The following is a 19168-nucleotide window of genomic DNA, read 5'->3' as shown; positions in this document are numbered from 1 at the left end:
CCGGATATCTCCTGAAGGACTCCTCGATCGAGGAGGTGGCGCAGGCGGTCCGCGTGGTCAACGAGGGCCAGTCGCTGATCAGCCCGTCGATGGCGGTCAAGCTGATCGACGAGTTCAAGCAGATGTCCAAGCCCAACAAGGAGCGGAGCACTGCGCTCAAGCTCACCGACCGCGAGCTCGAGGTGCTGCGGCTGGTCGCCAAGGGCCTGAACAACCGCGAGGTCGCCAAGGAGCTGTTCATCTCCGAGAACACCGTGAAGAACCACGTGCGCAACATCTTGGAGAAGCTGCAGCTGCACTCCCGGATGGAAGCCGTGATGTATGCCATGAAGGAAAAGCTGCTCGACCTTCCCTGACCTCGGTGGCCCGTCGATGACACCGTTGCAGTCACTGTCGAACGTCCAGGCCCGCCGCGTCGCGCTGGCGGCCCAGGGCTTCACCGCCCGCCCTCACGCCACGGCGTCGATGGCGACGCTGCAACGCACGCTCGGACACACCGGGGTCCTCCAGGTGGACTCGGTCAACGTGCTGCAGCGCGCCCACTACATGCCGCTCTACTCGCGGATGGGGCCCTACGACCGCGACCTCCTGCGGCGGGCCTCGCAGCAGCGTCCTCGTCGCCTGGTGGAGTACTGGGCGCACGTCCAGACCTTCATGCCGGTCGACCTGTGGCCGGTCATGCAGCACCGCATGGACGTCTACCGCGCCGACCGGGGGAAGTGGGGCTTCACGGCGGACCCCGATCTCGAGCCCCGGGTCCTCGCCGCAGTGCGCGACCGCGGGCCGGTCAGTGCCCGAGCGCTCGACGAGGAGTTCAGCGGCCCGCGGACCAAGGACCACTGGGGCTGGAACTGGTCGGACGCGCGCAAGGTCCTCGACTACCTCTTCCTCGTGGGTGACGTGGCGATCGCCGGCCGCACCAGCCAGTTCGAGGTGTTGTACGACGTCCCCGAGCGCGTGCTTCCCACTCACGTCCTGGCCCTGCCCACGCCGACGAAGGCGGACGCGGACCTCGAGCTGGTCCGCCGCGCCGCTCGTTCGCACGGGGTCGGGACCGTGCGCTGCCTTGCCGACTACTACCGGATGCCGGTGGCCGACACGAAGGCTGCCGTCGAGTCGCTCGTGGGGGCCGGGGAGCTCCAGCCCGTCCAGGTGCAGGGCTGGGGGAAGCCGGCGTACCTCCACGCGGCGGCAAAGCTGCCGCGACGCGTCGAGGCCTGCACGCTGCTCAGCCCGTTCGATCCGGTGGTGTGGGAGCGCGACCGCGCAGAGCAGCTCTTCGGCTTCCACTACCGCATCGAGATCTACGTCCCGGTCCACAAGCGCGTCCACGGCTACTACGTGCTGCCGTTCCTGCTCGGAGACGCCATCGTGGCCCGGGTCGACCTCAAGGCCGACCGTGCGGGTGGCCGGCTGCTGGTGAAGGGCGCGTACGCCGAGGAGACCGCGCCGGCGGAGACCGCTGACGCGCTGGCTGGCGAGCTGGTGCGGCTGGCCGGATGGTTGGGGCTGACGATCATCGTGGTGGAGCCGCGCGGGGATCTTGCGCCCGGGCTGGCCGCCGCCTCTGCTGTCGCTGGGTGGCGTGGGTAGCATGATCGACGGCCATCCAGCCGTCTCTCTCCTGAATTGTCCAGTCTCATCAATCTTCATGACGGAGTTCCATCACCGTGCCTGCCATCATCGACAAGCTCCTCCGCATCGGCGAGGGCAAGGTCCTCCGCGAGCTCGAGGCGATCGCCAAGACGGTCAACGCCATCGAGGACGACTTCGTCAAGATGAGCGACGAGGAGCTCCGCGGGATGACGCAGGAGTTCAAGAACCGGCTGGAGAAGGGCGAGACGCTCGACGACCTGATGCCCGAGGCGTTCGCGGTCGTGCGCGAGGCCGCCAACCGCGTCATCGGCCAGCGGCACTACGACGTCCAGGTGATGGGTGGCGCGGCACTCCACCTCGGCAACATCGCCGAGATGAAGACCGGTGAGGGCAAGACCCTGGTCTCGACGCTGCCGGCCTACCTCAACGCCCTGGCGGGCAAGGGCGTCCACGTCGTCACGGTCAACGACTACCTCGCGAAGTACCACGCCGAGTGGATGGGCCGGATCCACCACTTCCTGGGGCTGACCACCGGTGTGATCCTCCCGAGCATGCGCCCGGCCGAGCGCCGCGTCGCCTATGCCGCCGACATCACCTACGGCACCAACAACGAGCTCGGCTTCGACTACCTGCGCGACAACATGGCAGATGACATCGCGGACTGCGTCCAGCGCGGCCACCACTTCGCGATCGTCGACGAGGTCGACTCGATCCTCATCGACGAGGCACGGACCCCCCTCATCATCAGCGGCCCGACCCAGGACGAGGTCAAGTGGTACGGCGAGTTCGCCACCATCGCCAAGTCGCTGCGCAAGGACGTCGACTACGAGGTCGACGAGAAGAAGCGCACCATCTCCGTGCTCGAGCCCGGCATCACCAAGGTGGAGGACCACCTCGGGATCGACAACCTCTACGACTCGGTCAACACCCCGCTCATCTCGTTCCTGAACAACTCCATCAAGGCCAAGGAGCTGTTCCGCAACGACAAGGAATACGTCCTGATGGACGGCGAGGTGCTCATCGTCGACGAGCACACCGGCCGGATGCTCGCGGGACGTCGCTACAACGACGGCCTGCACCAGGCGATCGAGGCCAAGGAGGGGGTGACGGTCCGCGAGGAATACCAGACCCTCGCCACCGTGACCCTGCAGAACTACTTCCGCCTCTACGACAAGCTCTCCGGCATGACCGGAACGGCCATGACCGAGGCCTCGGAGTTCGACAAGACCTACAAGCTCGGCGTGGTCCCGATCCCGACCAACAAGCCGATGAAGCGCATCGACCGGGGCGACCTCGTCTACCGGACGGAAGAGGCGAAATACGACGCCGTGGTGGACGACATCGCCGAGCGCAACGCCCTCGGTCAGCCGATCCTCGTCGGCACCGTGTCCGTCGAGAAGTCCGAGCTGCTCTCGGGACTGCTCAAGAAGAAGGGCGTCCCGCACACCGTCCTCAACGCCAAGCAGCACGCCGACGAGGCCAAGGTCGTCGCCCTCGCCGGGCACAAGGGCGCGGTCACCGTCGCCACCAACATGGCCGGTCGAGGCACCGACATCATGCTGGGAGGCTCGGTCGACTTCCTCGCCGACCAGGAGCTGCGCAAGCAGGGGCTCGACCCGGTGGAGAACGCCGAGGACTACGACGCTGCGTGGCCGGCCATGGTCGACAAGATCCACGCCCAGGTCGGCAACGAGCACGACGAGGTCAAGGCCCTCGGTGGGCTCTACGTCATCGGCACCGAGCGGCACGAGTCCCGACGCATCGACAACCAGCTCCGCGGTCGCTCCGGGCGGCAGGGCGACCCGGGTGAGTCGCAGTTCTACCTGTCGTTGCAGGACGAGCTCATGCGCCTGTTCAAGTCCGACTGGGTCGACCGGGTCCTCCAGGTGCTGAAGGTCCCCGACGACGTGCCGATCGAGAACAAGCGCGTCACCGGCGCCATCGCCAGCGCCCAGGGCCAGGTCGAGGCCCAGAACTTCGAGTCCCGCAAGAACGTCCTCAAGTACGACGACGTGATGAGCCGGCAGCGTGAGGTCATCTACGGCGAGCGCCGTCGCGTGCTCGAGGGTGCGGACCTCGAGGAGCAGATCCGTACGTTCATCGACGACGTGATCACCGGCTACGTCATCGGTTCCACCGAGGGCTACGCCGAGGACTGGGACCTCGACGGCCTGTTCACGGCCCTGCGTCAGATCTACCCGACCAAGCTCTCCGCGGAGAGCGTCGTGAAGGCTGCTGGTGGCCGCTCCGGCCTGAGCCGCCAGGCGTTGATCGAGGACCTGAAGAAGGACATCCAGGCGGCGTACGACCGTCGCGAGGCGGAGATGGGCGAGGAGGTCATGCGCGAGCTCGAGCGGCGCGTGATCCTCTCCGTCCTCGACCGCAAGTGGCGCGAGCACCTGTACGAGATGGACTACCTGCGCGAGGGCATCGGTCTGCGCGCCTACTCGCAGCGCGACCCGCTGGTGGAATACCAGCGCGAGGGCTTCGACATGTTCGCCGCGATGATGGACGGCATCAAGGAGGAGTCGGTCGGCTTCCTGTTCAACCTGCAGGTGGAGGTCGAGCAGGACGCCGAGGCGGGCATCGAGCCGGGCGACGAGGCCGCTGAGCACACGTTCACCGAGTCCGACCGGGCAGCTGCACCCACGCTCGACCCGACGACGCCGCAGATCGACTTCGCGCAGGCGCAGGGGAAGACCCAGGGCGACCCGGCCCCGCAGATCCGCGCCAAGGGCCTGGAGCGGAAGGCGAAGCCGACCAACCTGGCCTACTCCGCGCCCAGCGAGGACGGTGACGCGGAGGTCACCAACGGGTCGGTCGACGAGGATCCCTTCGCCGGCACGGGTCGCAACGCGGACTGCCCCTGTGGGTCGGGCAAGAAGTACAAGAAGTGCCACGGAGCTCCCGGCGGGGCCTCCGGGCACGCCACCGTGGGCGGCTGAGCAGCAAAGGTCAGGCCCACTCCAGGGCGACGCACTGCCAGCGGCCGTCGAGAACCTCGAACCGGGCGGCGATGGCTCGCGACCGCGCGCCGTAGCGCACGTGGGCCGAGGCCTCGAGCGCACCGGCCGAGACGAGGCTGGTCCGCATGGTCCGGAGCACCGGGCGGACCGCGCCCCTGCCGCGGCCCCGGGACGGGAGCGTGCCAGCGGCGGCCGAGACCAGGCGGGCCCGGCGGGCCAGGTCCTCGTAGACCCGCGGGGCGGACTGGCGCAGGAGCTGGGTCACCGGTCGGTCTCCGGAGGCGACCTCGGTCGCGCGGACGAGGAACGCGTGGGCGAAGCGGTCCAGGGCCATCCGTTCGCCGGGCTCGGCGCTCACCACGTCAATGCGACGCTGGCAGGCGGTGGCGGGCCTCGTCTCGGGTGGATCGAGACGAGGGGTCAGGTGGAGGGCGAGCGAGCCCTGGACGCTCGCGGCCGGGACGGGTCGACGGATCGGGATGACGGGTGCCATGGGCATGCGCGTGCCTTTCGGGTCGGTCACTGGTCGTGCTCGGACAGGGGCGGGCGGAACTGCTGGCCCGGGGTGATGAGGTCTGGGTCGTCGCCGATCTGCCCCCGGTTCGCGGCATAGAGGGCTCGCCATCGTTCGTCCACCTTGTGGAGCCCGGCACCCGGCCCGAGGTCGGCCTGCGCGATCGACCACAGCGAGTCGCCGGAGCGCACGATGATGGGTCCGGGAGGCTCCGTCGTGGCCGGGACCGGAGTCGTACGTCGAACGGCCGGTCGGGGCGCAGTGATGGGCCGCGGCTCCGGTGCCGGCCCCATCGCCGCGCCTGCCACTGCCCTGTCGGGCATCGGCAGGCCCGCGAGCACCGGCTCGTCGGCGCCGCCTCGGGCGAGGGCCGGACTGGAGACGCCGGCCACGACGACGACTCCGCAGGCAACGAGGACGATCCGCCGCGTGAGGCCCGCCGCCGAGCACGTGCGGCCGGCCACGAGGTCTCGCACGGTCAATGTGGTGATGACCCACAGCCAGCAGGCACAGGCGACGAGAGCAGCCGAGGCGACTGCTACAAGCAGCTCGTCGAAGGTGCCGGTCCACACCCGCTCTGACATGAGGGACTCCGCCGACCGGCCCACAGTCTGCCCGGCGCCGGCGACGGCTGCGGAGACCAGGAGCCACACCACCATGGGCCGTGCAGGGTTGGAAGAGCTGTCCCGAGACATCGCCGAACCTTCCGTTTGCGTCCGTTTGACTCATTGAAAGGGTCTTTGTGGTCGTCGTCAACTGGTTGTGCACAGACCGCTAGAGTTGGGCGATGCCTCCTCAGCCGTCCTGGGACGACCAGCTCTTCGTTCTCTTCGACGACCTCGAGGGACAGGCGGCAGCGCTCTACGAGCTCGATCGCGATGCCGAGCTGGTGGACCGCGGCCGCGCCGCCTACCGGCAGGTCAGCCTCGAGTCGCGCCTGGTGGCGAGCACCGGCATGCGGATCAGCCTGGACGTGGCGGGGGTGGGACGGGTCGAAGGTGAGCTCCAGCGGGTCGGGACCGGCTGGTGCCTGGTCAGCGGCCATGCCCAGGACTGGATCGTGCGTACGCGCCTCATCCACGTCGTGCACGGCGCCTCGGTCCGCTCGGTGCCGGAGGCCGCCTGGTCCCCTCTGCACAAGCTGGGCCTCGCCTCAGCGCTGCGCCGGTTGGCCGAGTCGCAGCTGCGGTGCGTCGTCCACCTCGTCGACGGCGCGCAGCACGAGGCCGTGGTCTGCCGGGTGGGAGCGGACTTCCTGGAGATACGGACTCCCAGCGACGCGCTGGTGTTGGTCGCCTACGACGCCGTGAGCGCCGTCCAGAGCCGGGACTAGCGGCGCAGATCAGGTCGCGTCGACGTCGTACGGCGGAAGCTGGCCCTCGGCCAGGGCGGGCTCGGCGACGGGGCGCTCGTCCTCGTCCTCCATCGCCTCGATGATGTGGCGCCGAACGATCGCCCGCGGATCGAGGTCGCGGAGCTCGAGATCGGCGTATTCGGGACCGAGCTCGTCACGCAGCTCGTCGCGGGCAGCGTGGGCCATCTTGCGGGCCTTGCGCAGCATGAACGCGGCCTGCTTGGCAAGGTCCGGCAGGCGATCGGGTCCGAAGACGACGATCGCGACGAGCGCGATGACCACGAGCTCGAGGAGCCCGATGTCGAACACAGGTCAGAACTTCGCGCTCGGAGTGAGGCCCAGCTGCATGCCGGCCAGGCCTCGGCTGCGCCCGGCCAGGGCGTCGGCCACCGCAGTCAGCACCACAGCCGCAGGTGCGGTCGGGTCGGACTCGACGATGGGCTTGCCGACGTCGCCGCCTTCGCGCAGTGACGGGTCGAGGGGGATCCGACCGAGGACCTTGACGTCGTAGCCGAAGCGCTGCGACAGGGTCTGTGCCACGCGGTCGCCGCCGCCGCTGCCGAAGACCTCCATGGTCGACCCGTCGGGCAGGGTCAGGAAACTCATGTTCTCCACGACCCCGACGACCCGCTGGTGCATCATCGAGGCCATCGTGCCGGCACGCTCGGCCACCTCCGCAGCCGCCTCCTGGGGCGTGGTGACGACCACGACCTCGGCGTTGGGGAGGTGTTGGCCCAGCGAGATGGCCACGTCGCCGGTGCCGGGCGGAAGGTCGAGGAGCAGCGCGTCCAGGTCGCCCCAGTAGACGTCGGACAGCATCTGGACGAGCGCCCGGTCGAGCATGGGCCCCCGCCAGGCGACCACCTGGTCACGGCGGGGCTTGAGCATGCCGATGGAGATGACCGAGACCCCGCTCGGGGTGGGGACGGGCATGATGAGGTCCTCGACCTGCGTCGGGCGCGCGTCGGCGATGCCGAGCATCGCCGGGATCGAGTGGCCGTAGACGTCGGCGTCGAGGACACCGACCTTGAGCCCCTGCTTGGCCATCGCGATGGCGAGGTTGACGGTCACCGACGACTTCCCGACGCCTCCCTTGCCGCTGGCGATCGCGAAGACCTTGGTCAACGAGCCAGGTTGGGCGAAGGGGATCTCGCGCTGCGCCTGACCGCCGCGTAGGACCTCTTGGAGGCCGGAGCGCTGCTCGGCACTCATCACGCCCAGTGTCAGGTCGACCGAGGCGACGCCCGGGACGGTGTGGACGGCCGCTGTCACGTCGCGGGTGATGGTGTCCTTCATCGGACAACCCGCCACCGTCAGCAGTACCGTGAGGGCCACGTCGCCGGTCTCCGAGACGGTGATGGACTCCACCATGTTGAGATCGGTGATGGGACGCTTGATCTCCGGGTCGTTGACCTGGGCGAGAGCAGTGGTGATCTGCTCGACAGTGGGGGTGCTCATGATGGGGAGAGTCTACGAGTCCGGCGGTGGCCTCAGCCCGGCGGTCGCGCATCCGGACTGTCGTCCTCGTCACCCTGACCCAGGTCCTCGATGTCGTTGAGCAGGCCGCGGAGCTCGGATCGCAGGAAGTCCCGGGTCGCGACCTCGCCCACCGCCATGCGCAACGAGGCGACCTCACGGGCCAGGAACTCCATGTCCGCGTGGGCGCGGGCATTGGCCTGGCGGTCCTGCTCGCCGATCACCTTGTCCCGGATCTCCTGGCGGTTCTGGGCCAGCAGGATCAGCGGGGCCGCATAGGACGCCTGGAGGCTCAGCATCAGGGTGAGGAAGATGAAGGGGAACCTGTCGAACCGCAGCTCGACGGGCGCCAGCGTGTTCCAGAGCATCCAGACGATGACGAACAGCGTCATGTACATCAGGAACTGCGCGGTGCCCATGAACCGGGCGAACTGCTCGGCGAAGATGCCGAATGCGTCCGAGTCGTAGGTCGGACGGCGCACCAGGCTGCGGCTCGTCTCCCGGGGCTGGTCGAGGCGCACGCGGGCGCGGGATTCGCTCACCGACCGCTACCTCCTCCGATGGGTCCGGGCCGCACGGCTCGGTCGCGCCAGTTGTCGGGCAGCATGTGGTCGAGCAGGTCGTCGACCGTCACCGCGCCGAGGAGGCGTCCCTCCTCGTCCACGACCGGCGCCGCGACGAGGTTGTACGTCGCCAGGTGGGCCGCCACCTCGTCGATGGTCGCGTCGGGGCGCAGCGGGTCCATGGACTCGTCGAGCGCGGCTGCGACCAGGGTCGAGGGTGGCTCCCGCAGAAGTCGCTGGATGTGCGCTGCCCCGAGCAGCCGGCCGGTGGGCGTCTCCAGGGGCTGCCGGCAGATGTACACCAGTGCAGCGAGCGCGGGGGTGAGCTCGGGGTTGCGCACGTGCGCCAAGGCGTCGGCGACGGTGGCGTCGGGTGAGAGGATCACGGGCTCGGGCGTCATCATGGCGCCGGCCGTCTCGTCGGCGTACGACATCAGTCGGCGCACGTCCTCGGCCTCGTCCGGCTCCATCAGCCCGAGGAGGGTGGCGGCGGTCTCCGGGCTGAGGTCGGCGATCAGGTCGGCGGCGTCGTCGGCGGACATCTCCTCCAGGACGTCGGCGGCGCGCTCGGAGTCGAGGTGCTCGAGGATGTCGACCTGGTCCTCGTCCGGCAGCTCCTCCAGCACGTCGGCGAGGCGCTCGTCGCCCATGGCGGCGACGACCGCGGACCGTCGCTCCGGCGGGAGTTCGTGGATGACGTTGGCTGCGTCGGCAGGGCGCATCTCACTGAGCGCGGCGATCAGCTGGGTGGCGCCCTGGGTCTCCTCGCGCCGGCTCAGCCCCTCGACGTCTCGCCAGTCCACGGTGTGGGTCTGGCCGCTGCGGCGGAAGCCCTTGGACGGCTCCTGCACCGCGACCTTCGACAGGACCCAGTCGCGGTTGCGTGCCTGCTCCATAGCGACGTCGTAGACCGTGCCCTGGACGCCGGTGTCCTTGATGGTCACCCGCCGGTCGAGCATCTGCCCCATGACCAAGGTCTCGGTGGAGCGTTGCTCGAAGCGCCGCATGTTGAGCAGGCCGGTCGTGTAGACCTGCCCGCTGTCGATGTGGGTGACGCGGGTCATCGGCACGAAGATCCGGCGTCGCCCGAAGACCTCGGCGACCATCCCCAGCACCCGCGGCTGGTGTGCCTCGGTGCGCAGGGCCACGACGATGTCGCGCACCTTGGCGACCTGGTCACCCTGGGGGTCGAAGATCGGCAGGCCCACGAGACGGGCCAGATAGACCCTGGTCGGCTTGCTGCTCATGGCACGCAAGGCTACCGGGGCCGGCGCCTGTCGACGCCCGACGCGACGGGCCGGAGTCGCGGAAGATGTGGCTGCACCCGCGATGTCAATTACCATCGGGACCATGGCAACTCTGGGGACCAAGATCGCCTCCGTGCTCGTGGCGTTGTGTGCTGCGACCGTGCTCGGGGCATGCGGCAGCGAGTCCGGCTCCGACGACACGGCAGCCGACCCCACCTCGCAGCCGACGTCCGAGTCGCCAAGCACCTCTGCCGAGCCGAGCGCACTGCCCGAGTGCGCTGACGTGTGGGTGGACGGGGCCGACCTCCCGAAGGACTACACGGCGTGCACCACCGATGGCGTGACCGTCAAGCCGGTTAAGCGCACCTGTGGCTACGGCGCGAAGTTCCTCGAGCAGGAGGGCCGCTTCTTCGCCATCAAGGGCAACCGGATCACCGATGCCGGCGACCTGGAGACCAGCGAGGAATACCAGCAGATCCTGGCTGCCTGCCAAGCCTGAGACAACGAATCCCGCGTCGCCGACATCACACCCATGGCACGCCCACGTTCACACCAAGGGGACAAGTCATCACCATGAAGTCACGCATGACCATCACGGTCGCAGCCTCCGTCCTGGCGGTCATCGCGCCGCTGACGACGCTCGCCACCCAGGCCAATGCCTTCGAGCAGCCGGCGCAGGTTGCCAGGACCAGTCCCACCGCGACGGCGCCCGCGCCGACACCCACGCCCACCCCCACGGTGCCGGTGCCGACGACCACCACGACCCCGGCGCCGACCACCCCGGTCCCGACCACGACGCCGACCGAGGAGCCCCCGCAGCCGAAGAGCAGGTGGAGCCCCAAGGACGGAGTGCGCTTCAACGAGCCCCGCCAGGCGAAGAAGTCCCACAAGATCAACCGCTACATCCGCCACGCGATCGCCAACAGCCCCAAGGGCTCGCAGATCCGGCTGGTGACGTGGAACTACAGCAACGCCCTCTTCGTCAGCGACATCATCGCCGCCCACAAGCGCGGCGTGAGCGTGCGGATCATCATGGCCAACGGTCTGGCCAAGTCACAGGGTCCGGGCAGCTTCTACCCGCGCACCCGCGACGCCCTCGCCAAGGGCAACGAGAAGCGCGACCCGGAGATGACCAGCTGGTTCCGCACCTGCCTGAACTCGTGCCGCGGCAAGGAAGGCATCCAGCACGGCAAGTTCTTCATGTTCAGCCGCACGGGCGGCGTCGACAACGTCGTCATGTCGACCTCGGCCAACCTGACCGACGCTGCGGCGTACGTCCAGTGGAACGACCTGCTCACCATCTCGAACCGTCAGGTGACCTGGGACAACTACACCAGGGTCTTCAAGCAGATGTCGCGCGACAAGCCGATCAAGAAGGCGTTCTACACCTTCGAGGACGGCAACTACTCGGGCTGGTTCTTCCCCAACATGGGCAAGCTGAGCAACTACAACGTCATGAAGATGCTCGACAAGGTGAAGTGCAACGGCGCCGTCGGGGACGCCGGCAAGGACGGGCACACAGTCATCCGCGTCTCGCAGGCCGTGTTCAACGGCAAGCCGGGTTCCGCGGTCTCCGGCAAGCTCCGCAACCTGCACGAGCGTGGGTGCAGGATCAAGCTCGTCTACGGCGTCCTGAACAACTTGTCCCGCAAGAACCTCGAGGACATCCCGAAGAAGACGATCCTCGAGGACACCAACGGTGACGGGTACGTCGACCGCTACATCCACATGAAGGCGCTGACGATCTCCGGGAACTACGACGGCAAGCGCTCGTCGCACATCGTCTACCAGGGCAGCGCCAACTGGTCGGGCATGAGCACGCTGTCCGACGAGCAGGGCTTCATCATCCGCAGCAAGGAGCTCGAGGAGGACTACTCGAGGTTCATCAACTACCTCTACAAGAACCCGCCGCCGCAGGGTCAGAACCTGATCAAGGAGATCATCCTGCGCCAGCGCGCCGGCTTCGACCCCTACGCCCAGATCCGGGCGGAGATGGGCATGGGAGCGATGAAGCCCGCTCTCTGAGCAGGTCTGCGTCGTTCTCGACAACTCCGAGGCTCGTTCGTGCGTCACCACTGCAGGGGCCAGGCCGGTCGCGGTCTGGCCCCTGTTGCATTCGTGAACTACCGTGACTGGTGTTACTGATGTTGCCCTGTGCTCTGTGCTGTCTATTCCGGAGGTTGCCATGAAGGCGTCCGTCGCCCTCATCGCCCTGTTCGCGAGCATGCTCACGCCGCTCGCCCTGACCGCGCCCGCCGGTGCTGGTGCGGGGTCGGTCCAGGTGAGCGCGGTGCAATCCGCTGCCCCGTCGTCGGTGCCATCTCAGGACGTCCGACAGGCACCCGTCCGCAACCGGCGCAACGCGGGGGAGACCCTCTCCAGCGGCGGTGAGCACGGGTGCCACCTCCCCGGGGACGGTTCGCTCGTCTGCTGGGGTCGTGACCAGTACGGCCAGCTGGGCGACGGCAAGGTCGGGCCGGACGTGATGGCACAGCAACGTGTCATGGGCGGCAGCAAGTGGCGCAGCGTGTCGGGCGGCGGTGCCTCGACCTGCGGCATCAAGAACAGCGGCAAGCTCTTCTGCTGGGGCGTCAACCACCGCGGCCAGGTCGGCGACGGCTCCACCAAGGTGCGCGCCAAGCCGGTGGTGGTCAGCAAGAAGACGAAGTGGCAGAGCGTGAATGCCAGCTGGTTCAACACGTGCGGCATCACGAGCCAGGCCAAGCTCTACTGCTGGGGCGACAACGCGGCCGGCCAGCTGGGCAAGATCAAGGCCAAGCAGTCGGCCAAGCCGGTCAAGCTGCCCGGCGGCAAGTGGGCCTCGGTCCACGTCGGCAGCCGCTTCGTGTGCGGCACCAAGACCGACGGCTCGCTGTGGTGCTGGGGCGGCAACCTCTTCGGCCAGCTCGGCGTCGGCTCCTTCACCGGCAAGGACCGGCCGGCGCGCGTCGGCACGTCCAACAATTGGGCCGAGGTCTCGACCTCCTGGACCCACGCCTGCGCGCGCACCACCGCCGGCGCGGTCTACTGCTGGGGTCGCAACACGTACGGCGCACTCGGCAACGGCACCGTGACGACCATCGCCACCCCCCAGCTCGTGACGGGCAACCGCAAGGCCGTCGACATCACCACCTTCGAGGGCGGCTCGTGCCTGCTCGACGACAAGGGCCAGGTCTGGTGCTGGGGTAACAACGCCTACGGACTGATCGGCGACGGGACCGCGCCCTTCACGACCGAGCCCGTGGCGGGTCCGACGGGCATGTCCCAGATCGAGGGCGGCTGGCGTCATGTCTGCGGCCTCGCCAGCACCGGTCCGATCTGCTGGGGCGGCAACGACCGGGCGCAGCTCGGCAACGGCACCCTGATCAGCAGCCCCTCGCCCGCCGAGGTGGAGCCCCTCCCGCCGACCGACCCTGCCAACGTCACGGACTTCCGCATCGCCACCGTCAACGCCCTGGGCAACGGCCACACGCGTGCCTACGCGCACGACGACGCCTTCGGCCCGGCCACCACCCGCATGAGCTGGATGGCCGACCAGCTCGACGCCAGCGCGATCGACATCATGGGCATGCAGGAGGCCAACTCCGACCAGATGTTCCACTTCCTCAAGGCCGCGCGCGGCACCTGGGACGTCTACCCGCGACCCGAGTCGGGTGACGACTCCGCCGAAGCGGCCATGGGGTGGCGCACCAGCGTGTGGGAGCTCGTCGAGGCGACCACCATGATGAACCAGTTCATCAGCAAGGAGCTGCCGCGCCCGATCGTGAAGCTGCGGCACCGGGTGACGGGCAAGGAGATCTACGTCATCAACGTGCACAACGCCCCCTGGGACTACGCCTTCAAGCGTCAGCGGGCGGTCAACGTGCAGGTCGCCAAGATCAACGAGCTGCGCGCCACCGGCACCCCGGTCTTCTACGTCGGAGACTTCAACGAGAAGCGAGAGATCGTGTGCAAGGTCCTCGAGAAGACCGACCTCGTCAGCCCGTTCGGCGGCAGCTACAACGACGCCACCGGCAAGTGCACCAACCCTCCGAGCCGGATGCGGGTCGACTGGATCTTCGGCACGCCGGAGGCGTCCTACTACAACTTCGAGTACACCAGGCCCCCGCTGCTCAGCCTCGTCACCGACCACAACATGGCCCTCGTCGACGTCCGCCTGCCCTGAGCCTGCGACGCGACGGGCCGACTCGATAGGGTCGACACCGGACAGCACCGGACAGCACCGGGCAACACCGCACTACCGGTCAACCGGGGCCGGCTGCGACGGTGCCGATCAAGGGGAGGGAGTCTCGCGTGGCTGAGCGCGTCGTGCTCCACATCGGCTCGATGAAGTCGGGCACCAGTTTCATCCAGAACGTCCTGGGCAACAACCGCGACGCCCTGGCCCACCACGGCATCTCCTTCGCCGGCGAGAAGTGGCGCGACCAGGTGGCGGCCGTGCAGGACCTGACTGCCCACGGCGGGCCGAAGCAGCCCCCGCTGGACCCGACCGGCCCGTGGCAACGGCTCGTCGACGACATCAACGCCACCCCCGGCACGGCCGTGGTCTCGATGGAGTTCCTCGCGCCCCGCATGACTCCGAAGATCGAGATCATCCGCGACGCCCTCCGCGGTCGCCTGGACGTCGTCCTGACCGGACGCGACCTGGCTCGCAACATCGCTGCGATGTGGTTGGAGTCGGTGCAGAACGGCTCTGCCGTCACCTGGGACGGCTACCTCGCCGCCGTACGCTCCGAGGACAAGGCCTCGCCGGTCGCCCGAAACTTCTGGAACCACCAGGGCCTGGCCACGATCGCCCGTCGCTGGAGCGACGTCGTGGGCCCCGAGCACTTCACCGTCATGACCGTGCCGCCCAAGGGGGCGTCGAGCAGCCTGTTGTGGGAGCGCTTCGCGCAGGTCCTCGAGCTGGACCCGGCCGCCTTCGAGCTCAACGTGCGCGCCAACCGGTCCATCGGCCTGGCCACGGCGATCACCCTGCGGCACCTCAACGAGATCCTGTCCCGGGACGGCACACCCGCCGCCGACCACCGGTTCTACGACCTGCTCGTCAAGCACCTGCTCACCAAGCGCGGACTCGTCGCGCGGGAGGGCGAGCCGACCCTGGGTCTCGACGAGCGCTGGGTAATGAAGCGAGGAGCCGCAGAGGTGACCGCGCTGCGCGCGCAGGGGCACCGGGTGGTCGGGGATCTCGACGAGCTGCTGCCCCAGCCCGTCCGCGGGATCCATCCCGACCAGGTCTCCGTGCACCAACAGCTCGACGCCGCGATGGAGGGCCTGGCCCGGATGACCCAGATCAGCATGGAGCGCGAGGACAAGCACCGCCAGCGGCTGCGTCGCCGCAATGCGCGGCGCCGCGCCCAGGGAGGGAACTCATGAGTCTTCCGAACGTCTCGGTGATCACCATGGCCCGCGACGAGGGCACGATGCTCAGGCGCTGGGTGGACCACTACTCGCGCGAGGTGGGAGCCGAGAACCTCCTCGTGGTCGACGACAACAGCTCCGACGGGTCGACCGACGACCTGCCGTGTCCCGTGCTGCGGATCCCACCACTCACCAAGAAGTCGTTCGAGCCCGCCCGCATGGGGCTGCTCGGCGGCCTCTCGGCCGGCCTGCTTGAGGCGTACGACGCATCGATCTTCTGCGACGTCGACGAGTTCATCGTCGCGGACCCCAAGATCCACGAGTCGCTCCGTCACTTCGTGGCTGCCCGCCCGGACCGTCGGGCCGTCGGGGTGATGGGCCTGAACCTCGTCCATGACGTGGCGAACGAGCCAGCGCTGGTCGACGGAGAGCCGATCCTGGGGCAGCGACGGCTGGCGAAGTTCCTGCCGCTGATGTGCAAGCCCTCGCTCAAGTGGGAGCCCGCCAACTGGGCGCTCGCGTCGCACGGCATCCGGTGCCCCTTCGAGGTCGACCCGGAGCTGTTCATGTTCCACATGAAGTTCGCGGACCGCGACCACCTGAAGGCCGTGGCCGACAAGCGCCACGAGATGTTCCGCACCGACGGGCGCGCGGCCCGGACGAGCTGGGAGCGCAGCGGGGGCGACATGGTCGACCTCCTGGACGAGATCACCGCCGACATCGACCACGACGCGGTCAAGCCCTTCGGCCCGCCGCTGCAGAAGCTCCCGGGCATCGTCGAGCAGACCGCCCCCGACATCTGGCGCGCCGTCGGCGGTGGCCAGGTCCAGGCCATGCGCAACCGCCCGTTCGTGCGGATCCCGGACCGGTTCCTCGGCCGGGTGTGATCGCGGCATGACCAGCTCCGGGGGTCCGCCCGCGATCCGCGATGTGCGGGTCGACGACGACGGCCTGACGTTCGTGGCCACCGACGACGTGCTCTGCAACCTCTCCTTCGACGGCCGGCGGATCTGGTCCTTCTGGTCGGTGCGCGACAGCTCGGTCGACGGGCCGCGGCGGCGGATCGCCTGGCCGGAGCGGCTCACGATGCACCTCGAAGGCACCACCCGGCTCGGCCTCGTCCTTGGTGACGGCACCTCGGTCTTCGACGACGAGGTCCGGCTCGGCACCGAGGACCGCCGGCTGACCGTGGTCGGCCGCGACGGCGCACCGCTCGGGATCGACATGTACGGCAAGCTGGTCAAGACCTTCGAGACCAAGGACCGCAGCGAGCTCGCCCCGCTGCTCGACGCCCTCGAGACCGTCCTCGCCCTCCTGCACGAGCAGGAGCTGGAGGCGTTCCCCGCCTACGGCACCTTGCTCGGGGCGGTGCGCGAGGGGACCTTCCTGGGCCACGACAACGACGCCGACGTCGGCTACGTCAGCCGACACACCCACCCGATCGACGTGATCCGCGAGTCGCACCGCGTGCAGCGCGCCGTCGAGCGCCGGGGCTATGCCACCAGTCGCCACAGCGGTGGAGCCTTCAAGATCGACGTGCCCGACGCAGACGGGTCGGTGCGGGGGCTGGACGTCTTCGGCGGTTTCTTCGCCGAGGGGCACCTGGCCGTGCTGGGCGAGATCTGGGAGCCCTATGAGCGCGAGTGGATCTTCCCGCTCGGCACGGTGAGGCTCGACGGACGCGAGCTGCCCGCGCCGGCGGATCCTGAGCGGCTCCTGGCCGCCACCTACGGTCCTGGCTGGCGCGTGCCGGACCCCGCCTTCCAGTACGTCAAGGACCCGGACGTCCAACGCCGCTTCGACGAGTGGTTCCGCGGCACGCGCCTGCATCGTGCGGCCTGGGACCACCGCTACGGCCTGGCACGGCTGCTGCCGCCGTACCAGCCGCCCCACGACATCTCCCGGCACCTGCACGAGCGCGAGGACCCGGACGCGTGGGTCCTCGACGTCGGGTGCGGTCGGGGTCGCGACGCCCGGTGGCTGGCCAAGCAGGGCCGGCAGGTGGTCGGCCTCGACTACTCCGACGTGGCGATGCAGTTCGTCCGGGACGCGGCGCAGGAGCGCGGCTGGCCGCTGGAGCTGCGCACGATGAACCTGCTGGAGCTGCGGCACGTGCTGTCGTGGGGGGCGCTGCTCGCCTCGCGCCCCGGGCCGCGCACTGTCCTCGCGCGCCACCTCGTCGACTCGACGTCGCCGTACGGCGTCGACAACTTCTGGCGACTGGTCTCCATGGTCCTGCGTCCCGGCGACCGGGTGCACCTGGAGTTCCTCACCGAGGAGATCGAGGACCGCGAGGGCCGCCCTTCGCTGACCCGGGCGCTGGACGTCGCGGCCGTGAGCGCCGACGTCGTCGCTCGTGGTGGAGTGGTCACCGAGCGGGTCGACCTCGTGGGTCAGCCGATCGACTACGGCTATGGCGAAGAGCTGTCCAAGGGCATGAGCTGGCGGTCCTGCCGCCTGGAGGTGGAGTGGCAATGAGGAAGTCGTCCAAGGACCTGGAGGCCCGCGTGGCCGAGCTGGAGTCGCAGGTCGCGACCCTGGCGACCCGCGTCGAGGAGGGGGCGGTGCTGCACCAGCGCTTCGCGGAGCTGCTCGACCTCGTCACCGAGCTGCTACCCGGTGCCGACCCCGACAAGCTGCAGCAGTACGTCGACGAGCTGGGCTCCTAGGACGTGCCCATCTCTGCCAGCACCCAGGTCTTCGTCCACATCGGGCTGCCCAAGACCGGGACGTCCTACCTGCAGGCGATCTCGTGGCCGGGTCGCCAGCAGCTGCGCGATGCCGGGCTGCTGCTGCCGGGTGCGCGCAAGAGCGACCACCTCTTCGCCTCGATGATCGTGCGCGACGACCCGGGCGTCGCCCGGCGGGGACCCGACGCCCCCCAGGCGTGGGAGCGGGTCCTGGCGGACATCGCCGACTGGGACGGCAACGCGCTCATCAGCCACGAGTTCTTCTGTGCCGCGTCGGCCGCCCAGGCGCAGCGGATGGTCGAGCAGCTCGCCCCGGCCGAGGTCCACGTCGTCATCACCGCTCGCGACCCGCTCGGCCTGCTCGCCAGCAGCTGGCAGGAGTCGCTCAAGAACAAGGCCACCACGCCGTTGGCCGACTACGGCCGCAGTGAGTCCGACGACCCCCGCGACGTGTGGGACTGGCGGTCCCTCGACCTGGGCCTCGTGCTCCGGCGGTGGGCGCCCGCCGTCGCGCCCGAGCGGCTGCACCTGATCACTCCCGCGCCGGCGGGGTCCGGGCGCGAGGTGCTGTGGGAGCGCTTCGCCGGAGTGCTGGGCATCGATCCCGCGACGTGCGACAGCTCGCGCGGGTTCGCCAACTCCTCGATGGGGGTGGCTGAGGCGGAGACGCTGCGCCGGGTCAACGAGCGGCTCAAGGGCTTCAACAACGCCCGGGCCCGGGGGGTGTGGCTGCGCTCCTTCCTGGCAGACGAGCGACTCGTGCCGCGTGGCGGCGAGCCGTTCTGGCCCGCGACCGACCAGGTCGAGGACGCCCGCCGGCGGGGTGCCCGAGCAGTGGAGCTGGTCCGCGCTGCGGCGTACGACGTGGTCGGCGACGTGGACCTGCTGCTGGTGCCCGACGACCTGCCGCCCCGGCGCAACCCGGAGTCGGTCACCGACGCGGAGGTCGCGGACGTGGCGCTGGACCTCGTCGCCACCCTGTTGGGCGATCTGCAGCGCCGCGCCGACCGCGCCACCCCGCCTGCCGAGGTTCCTACCCGGCTCGCGAGACTGAGACAGGCGATCCGGGGCGTGTGACCACTCTCATGGCCGCCGGCAGGCCCGCAGTAATCCTCCGCACCTAAACTACTCCTCAGTAGCAACCGAGCTTCGAACGAAGGGACGCCCCATGGGTCGCCTGTGCCAGACCGACGGACTCACCGAGGACCAGACGGAGATCCTCAAGGCGGTGCGTCAGTTCGTCGACGAGAAGATCATCCCGGTGGCCACCGAGCTCGAGCACGCTGACGAGTACCCCCAGGAGATCGTGGACGGGCTCAAGGAGCTCGGCATCTTCGGCCTGAGGATCCCCGAGGAGTACGGCGGCCTCGGCGAGTCGCTGCTCTCCTACGCCCTCGTGGT

The 19168-nt window shown here is 69.1% G+C and carries 19 protein-coding genes; 13 read left to right on the top strand and 6 right to left on the bottom strand.

The genetic code is table 11. From position 1 onward, the window contains the following. The 3 genes from JWN68_RS14410 to secA all read left to right on the top strand — a co-directional run. On the top strand, positions 1–356 hold a 356-nt coding region (locus JWN68_RS14410; RefSeq protein ID WP_297740097.1), incomplete at its 5' end, for a response regulator transcription factor. 16 nt (positions 357–372) lie between these two features. Then, positions 373–1593: a crosslink repair DNA glycosylase YcaQ family protein gene (locus tag JWN68_RS14405; protein WP_297740095.1), complete on the top strand. Its 1221-nt coding sequence runs from the start codon at positions 373–375 to the stop codon at positions 1591–1593. 77 nt (positions 1594–1670) lie between these two features. Continuing rightward, positions 1671–4541 (top strand): preprotein translocase subunit SecA, encoded by a 2871-nt coding sequence (secA, locus tag JWN68_RS14400; protein ID WP_297740093.1) that lies wholly within the window; start codon positions 1671–1673, stop codon positions 4539–4541. A gap of 10 nt (positions 4542–4551) precedes the next feature. Here secA and JWN68_RS14395 read toward each other — a convergent pair whose 3' ends face one another. Both JWN68_RS14395 and JWN68_RS14390 read right to left on the bottom strand, forming a co-directional pair. Continuing rightward, the gene (locus JWN68_RS14395) at positions 4552–5061 is read right to left on the bottom strand and encodes an Rv3235 family protein (protein WP_297740091.1); all 510 of its coding nucleotides are present in this window, start codon (positions 5059–5061) and stop codon (positions 4552–4554) included. 20 nt (positions 5062–5081) lie between these two features. Beyond that, the gene (locus JWN68_RS14390) at positions 5082–5735 is read right to left on the bottom strand and encodes a LysM peptidoglycan-binding domain-containing protein (protein WP_297740089.1); all 654 of its coding nucleotides are present in this window, start codon (positions 5733–5735) and stop codon (positions 5082–5084) included. 128 nt (positions 5736–5863) lie between these two features. Here JWN68_RS14390 and JWN68_RS14385 point away from each other — a divergent pair, with 128 nt between their 5' ends. Continuing rightward, positions 5864–6409 carry a hypothetical protein gene (locus JWN68_RS14385; RefSeq protein WP_297740087.1) on the top strand — a complete coding sequence of 182 codons (546 nt, stop codon included), beginning with the start codon at positions 5864–5866 and terminating at the stop codon, positions 6407–6409. Between the two features lie 9 nt (positions 6410–6418). Here the strand turns inward: JWN68_RS14385 and JWN68_RS14380 are convergent, their stop codons facing one another. The 4 genes from JWN68_RS14380 to JWN68_RS14365 are packed head-to-tail and all read right to left on the bottom strand — an operon-like array spanning position 6419 to position 9716. Next, on the bottom strand, positions 6419–6739 hold the full coding sequence (locus JWN68_RS14380; protein WP_297740085.1) for a sec-independent translocase: 321 nt from the start codon (positions 6737–6739) through the stop codon (positions 6419–6421). 3 nt (positions 6740–6742) lie between these two features. Next, positions 6743–7888 carry an Mrp/NBP35 family ATP-binding protein gene (locus JWN68_RS14375; RefSeq protein ID WP_297740083.1) on the bottom strand — a complete coding sequence of 382 codons (1146 nt, stop codon included), beginning with the start codon at positions 7886–7888 and terminating at the stop codon, positions 6743–6745. A gap of 32 nt (positions 7889–7920) precedes the next feature. Further along, positions 7921–8448, bottom strand: a complete 528-nt coding sequence (locus JWN68_RS14370; RefSeq protein ID WP_297740081.1) for a DUF1003 domain-containing protein — start codon at positions 8446–8448, stop codon at positions 7921–7923. Beyond that, positions 8445–9716 carry a CBS domain-containing protein gene (locus tag JWN68_RS14365; protein WP_297740079.1) on the bottom strand — a complete coding sequence of 424 codons (1272 nt, stop codon included), beginning with the start codon at positions 9714–9716 and terminating at the stop codon, positions 8445–8447. Before JWN68_RS14365 ends, JWN68_RS14370 begins: the two co-directional genes overlap by 4 nt. A gap of 103 nt (positions 9717–9819) precedes the next feature. On the opposite strand from JWN68_RS14365, the gene JWN68_RS14360 reads away from it, so the two are divergent. From JWN68_RS14360 to JWN68_RS14320, 9 genes are all read left to right on the top strand, one after another. Further along, a complete protein-coding gene (locus JWN68_RS14360; RefSeq protein WP_297740078.1) occupies positions 9820–10215 on the top strand; it encodes a hypothetical protein in 396 nt (131 codons plus the stop codon). A gap of 86 nt (positions 10216–10301) precedes the next feature. Then, positions 10302–11741 carry a phospholipase D-like domain-containing protein gene (locus JWN68_RS14355; protein ID WP_297740077.1) on the top strand — a complete coding sequence of 480 codons (1440 nt, stop codon included), beginning with the start codon at positions 10302–10304 and terminating at the stop codon, positions 11739–11741. A 160-nt stretch (positions 11742–11901) separates the two neighbouring features. Next, positions 11902–13881, top strand: coding sequence for an endonuclease/exonuclease/phosphatase family protein (locus JWN68_RS14350; protein WP_297740075.1), 1980 nt, complete (start codon positions 11902–11904; stop codon positions 13879–13881). A gap of 128 nt (positions 13882–14009) precedes the next feature. Beyond that, positions 14010–15092, top strand: a complete 1083-nt coding sequence (locus JWN68_RS14345) for a hypothetical protein (protein WP_297740073.1) — start codon at positions 14010–14012, stop codon at positions 15090–15092. Then, entirely contained in the window at positions 15089–15964 is an 876-nt protein-coding gene (locus JWN68_RS14340; RefSeq protein WP_297740071.1) for a glycosyltransferase family 2 protein, read from the top strand. Before JWN68_RS14345 ends, JWN68_RS14340 begins: the two co-directional genes overlap by 4 nt. 7 nt (positions 15965–15971) lie before the next feature. Next, positions 15972–17555, top strand: a complete 1584-nt coding sequence (locus JWN68_RS14335) for a class I SAM-dependent methyltransferase (protein ID WP_297740069.1) — start codon at positions 15972–15974, stop codon at positions 17553–17555. Continuing rightward, the gene (locus JWN68_RS14330; RefSeq protein ID WP_297740067.1) at positions 17552–17746 is read left to right on the top strand and encodes a DUF6752 domain-containing protein; all 195 of its coding nucleotides are present in this window, start codon (positions 17552–17554) and stop codon (positions 17744–17746) included. Before JWN68_RS14335 ends, JWN68_RS14330 begins: the two co-directional genes overlap by 4 nt. A 3-nt stretch (positions 17747–17749) precedes the next feature. Further along, the gene (locus tag JWN68_RS14325) at positions 17750–18844 is read left to right on the top strand and encodes a hypothetical protein (RefSeq protein ID WP_297740065.1); all 1095 of its coding nucleotides are present in this window, start codon (positions 17750–17752) and stop codon (positions 18842–18844) included. A gap of 91 nt (positions 18845–18935) precedes the next feature. After that, on the top strand, positions 18936–19168 hold a 233-nt coding region (locus JWN68_RS14320; RefSeq protein WP_297740063.1), incomplete at its 3' end, for an acyl-CoA dehydrogenase family protein.

It is taken from the genome of Nocardioides sp. (assembly GCF_025964975.1).
Taxonomy (GTDB): Bacteria; Actinomycetota; Actinomycetes; order Propionibacteriales; family Nocardioidaceae; genus Nocardioides.
The sequence above is the reverse complement of the archived record's forward strand: the minus strand, read 5'-3'. Positions and strand labels throughout refer to the sequence as shown.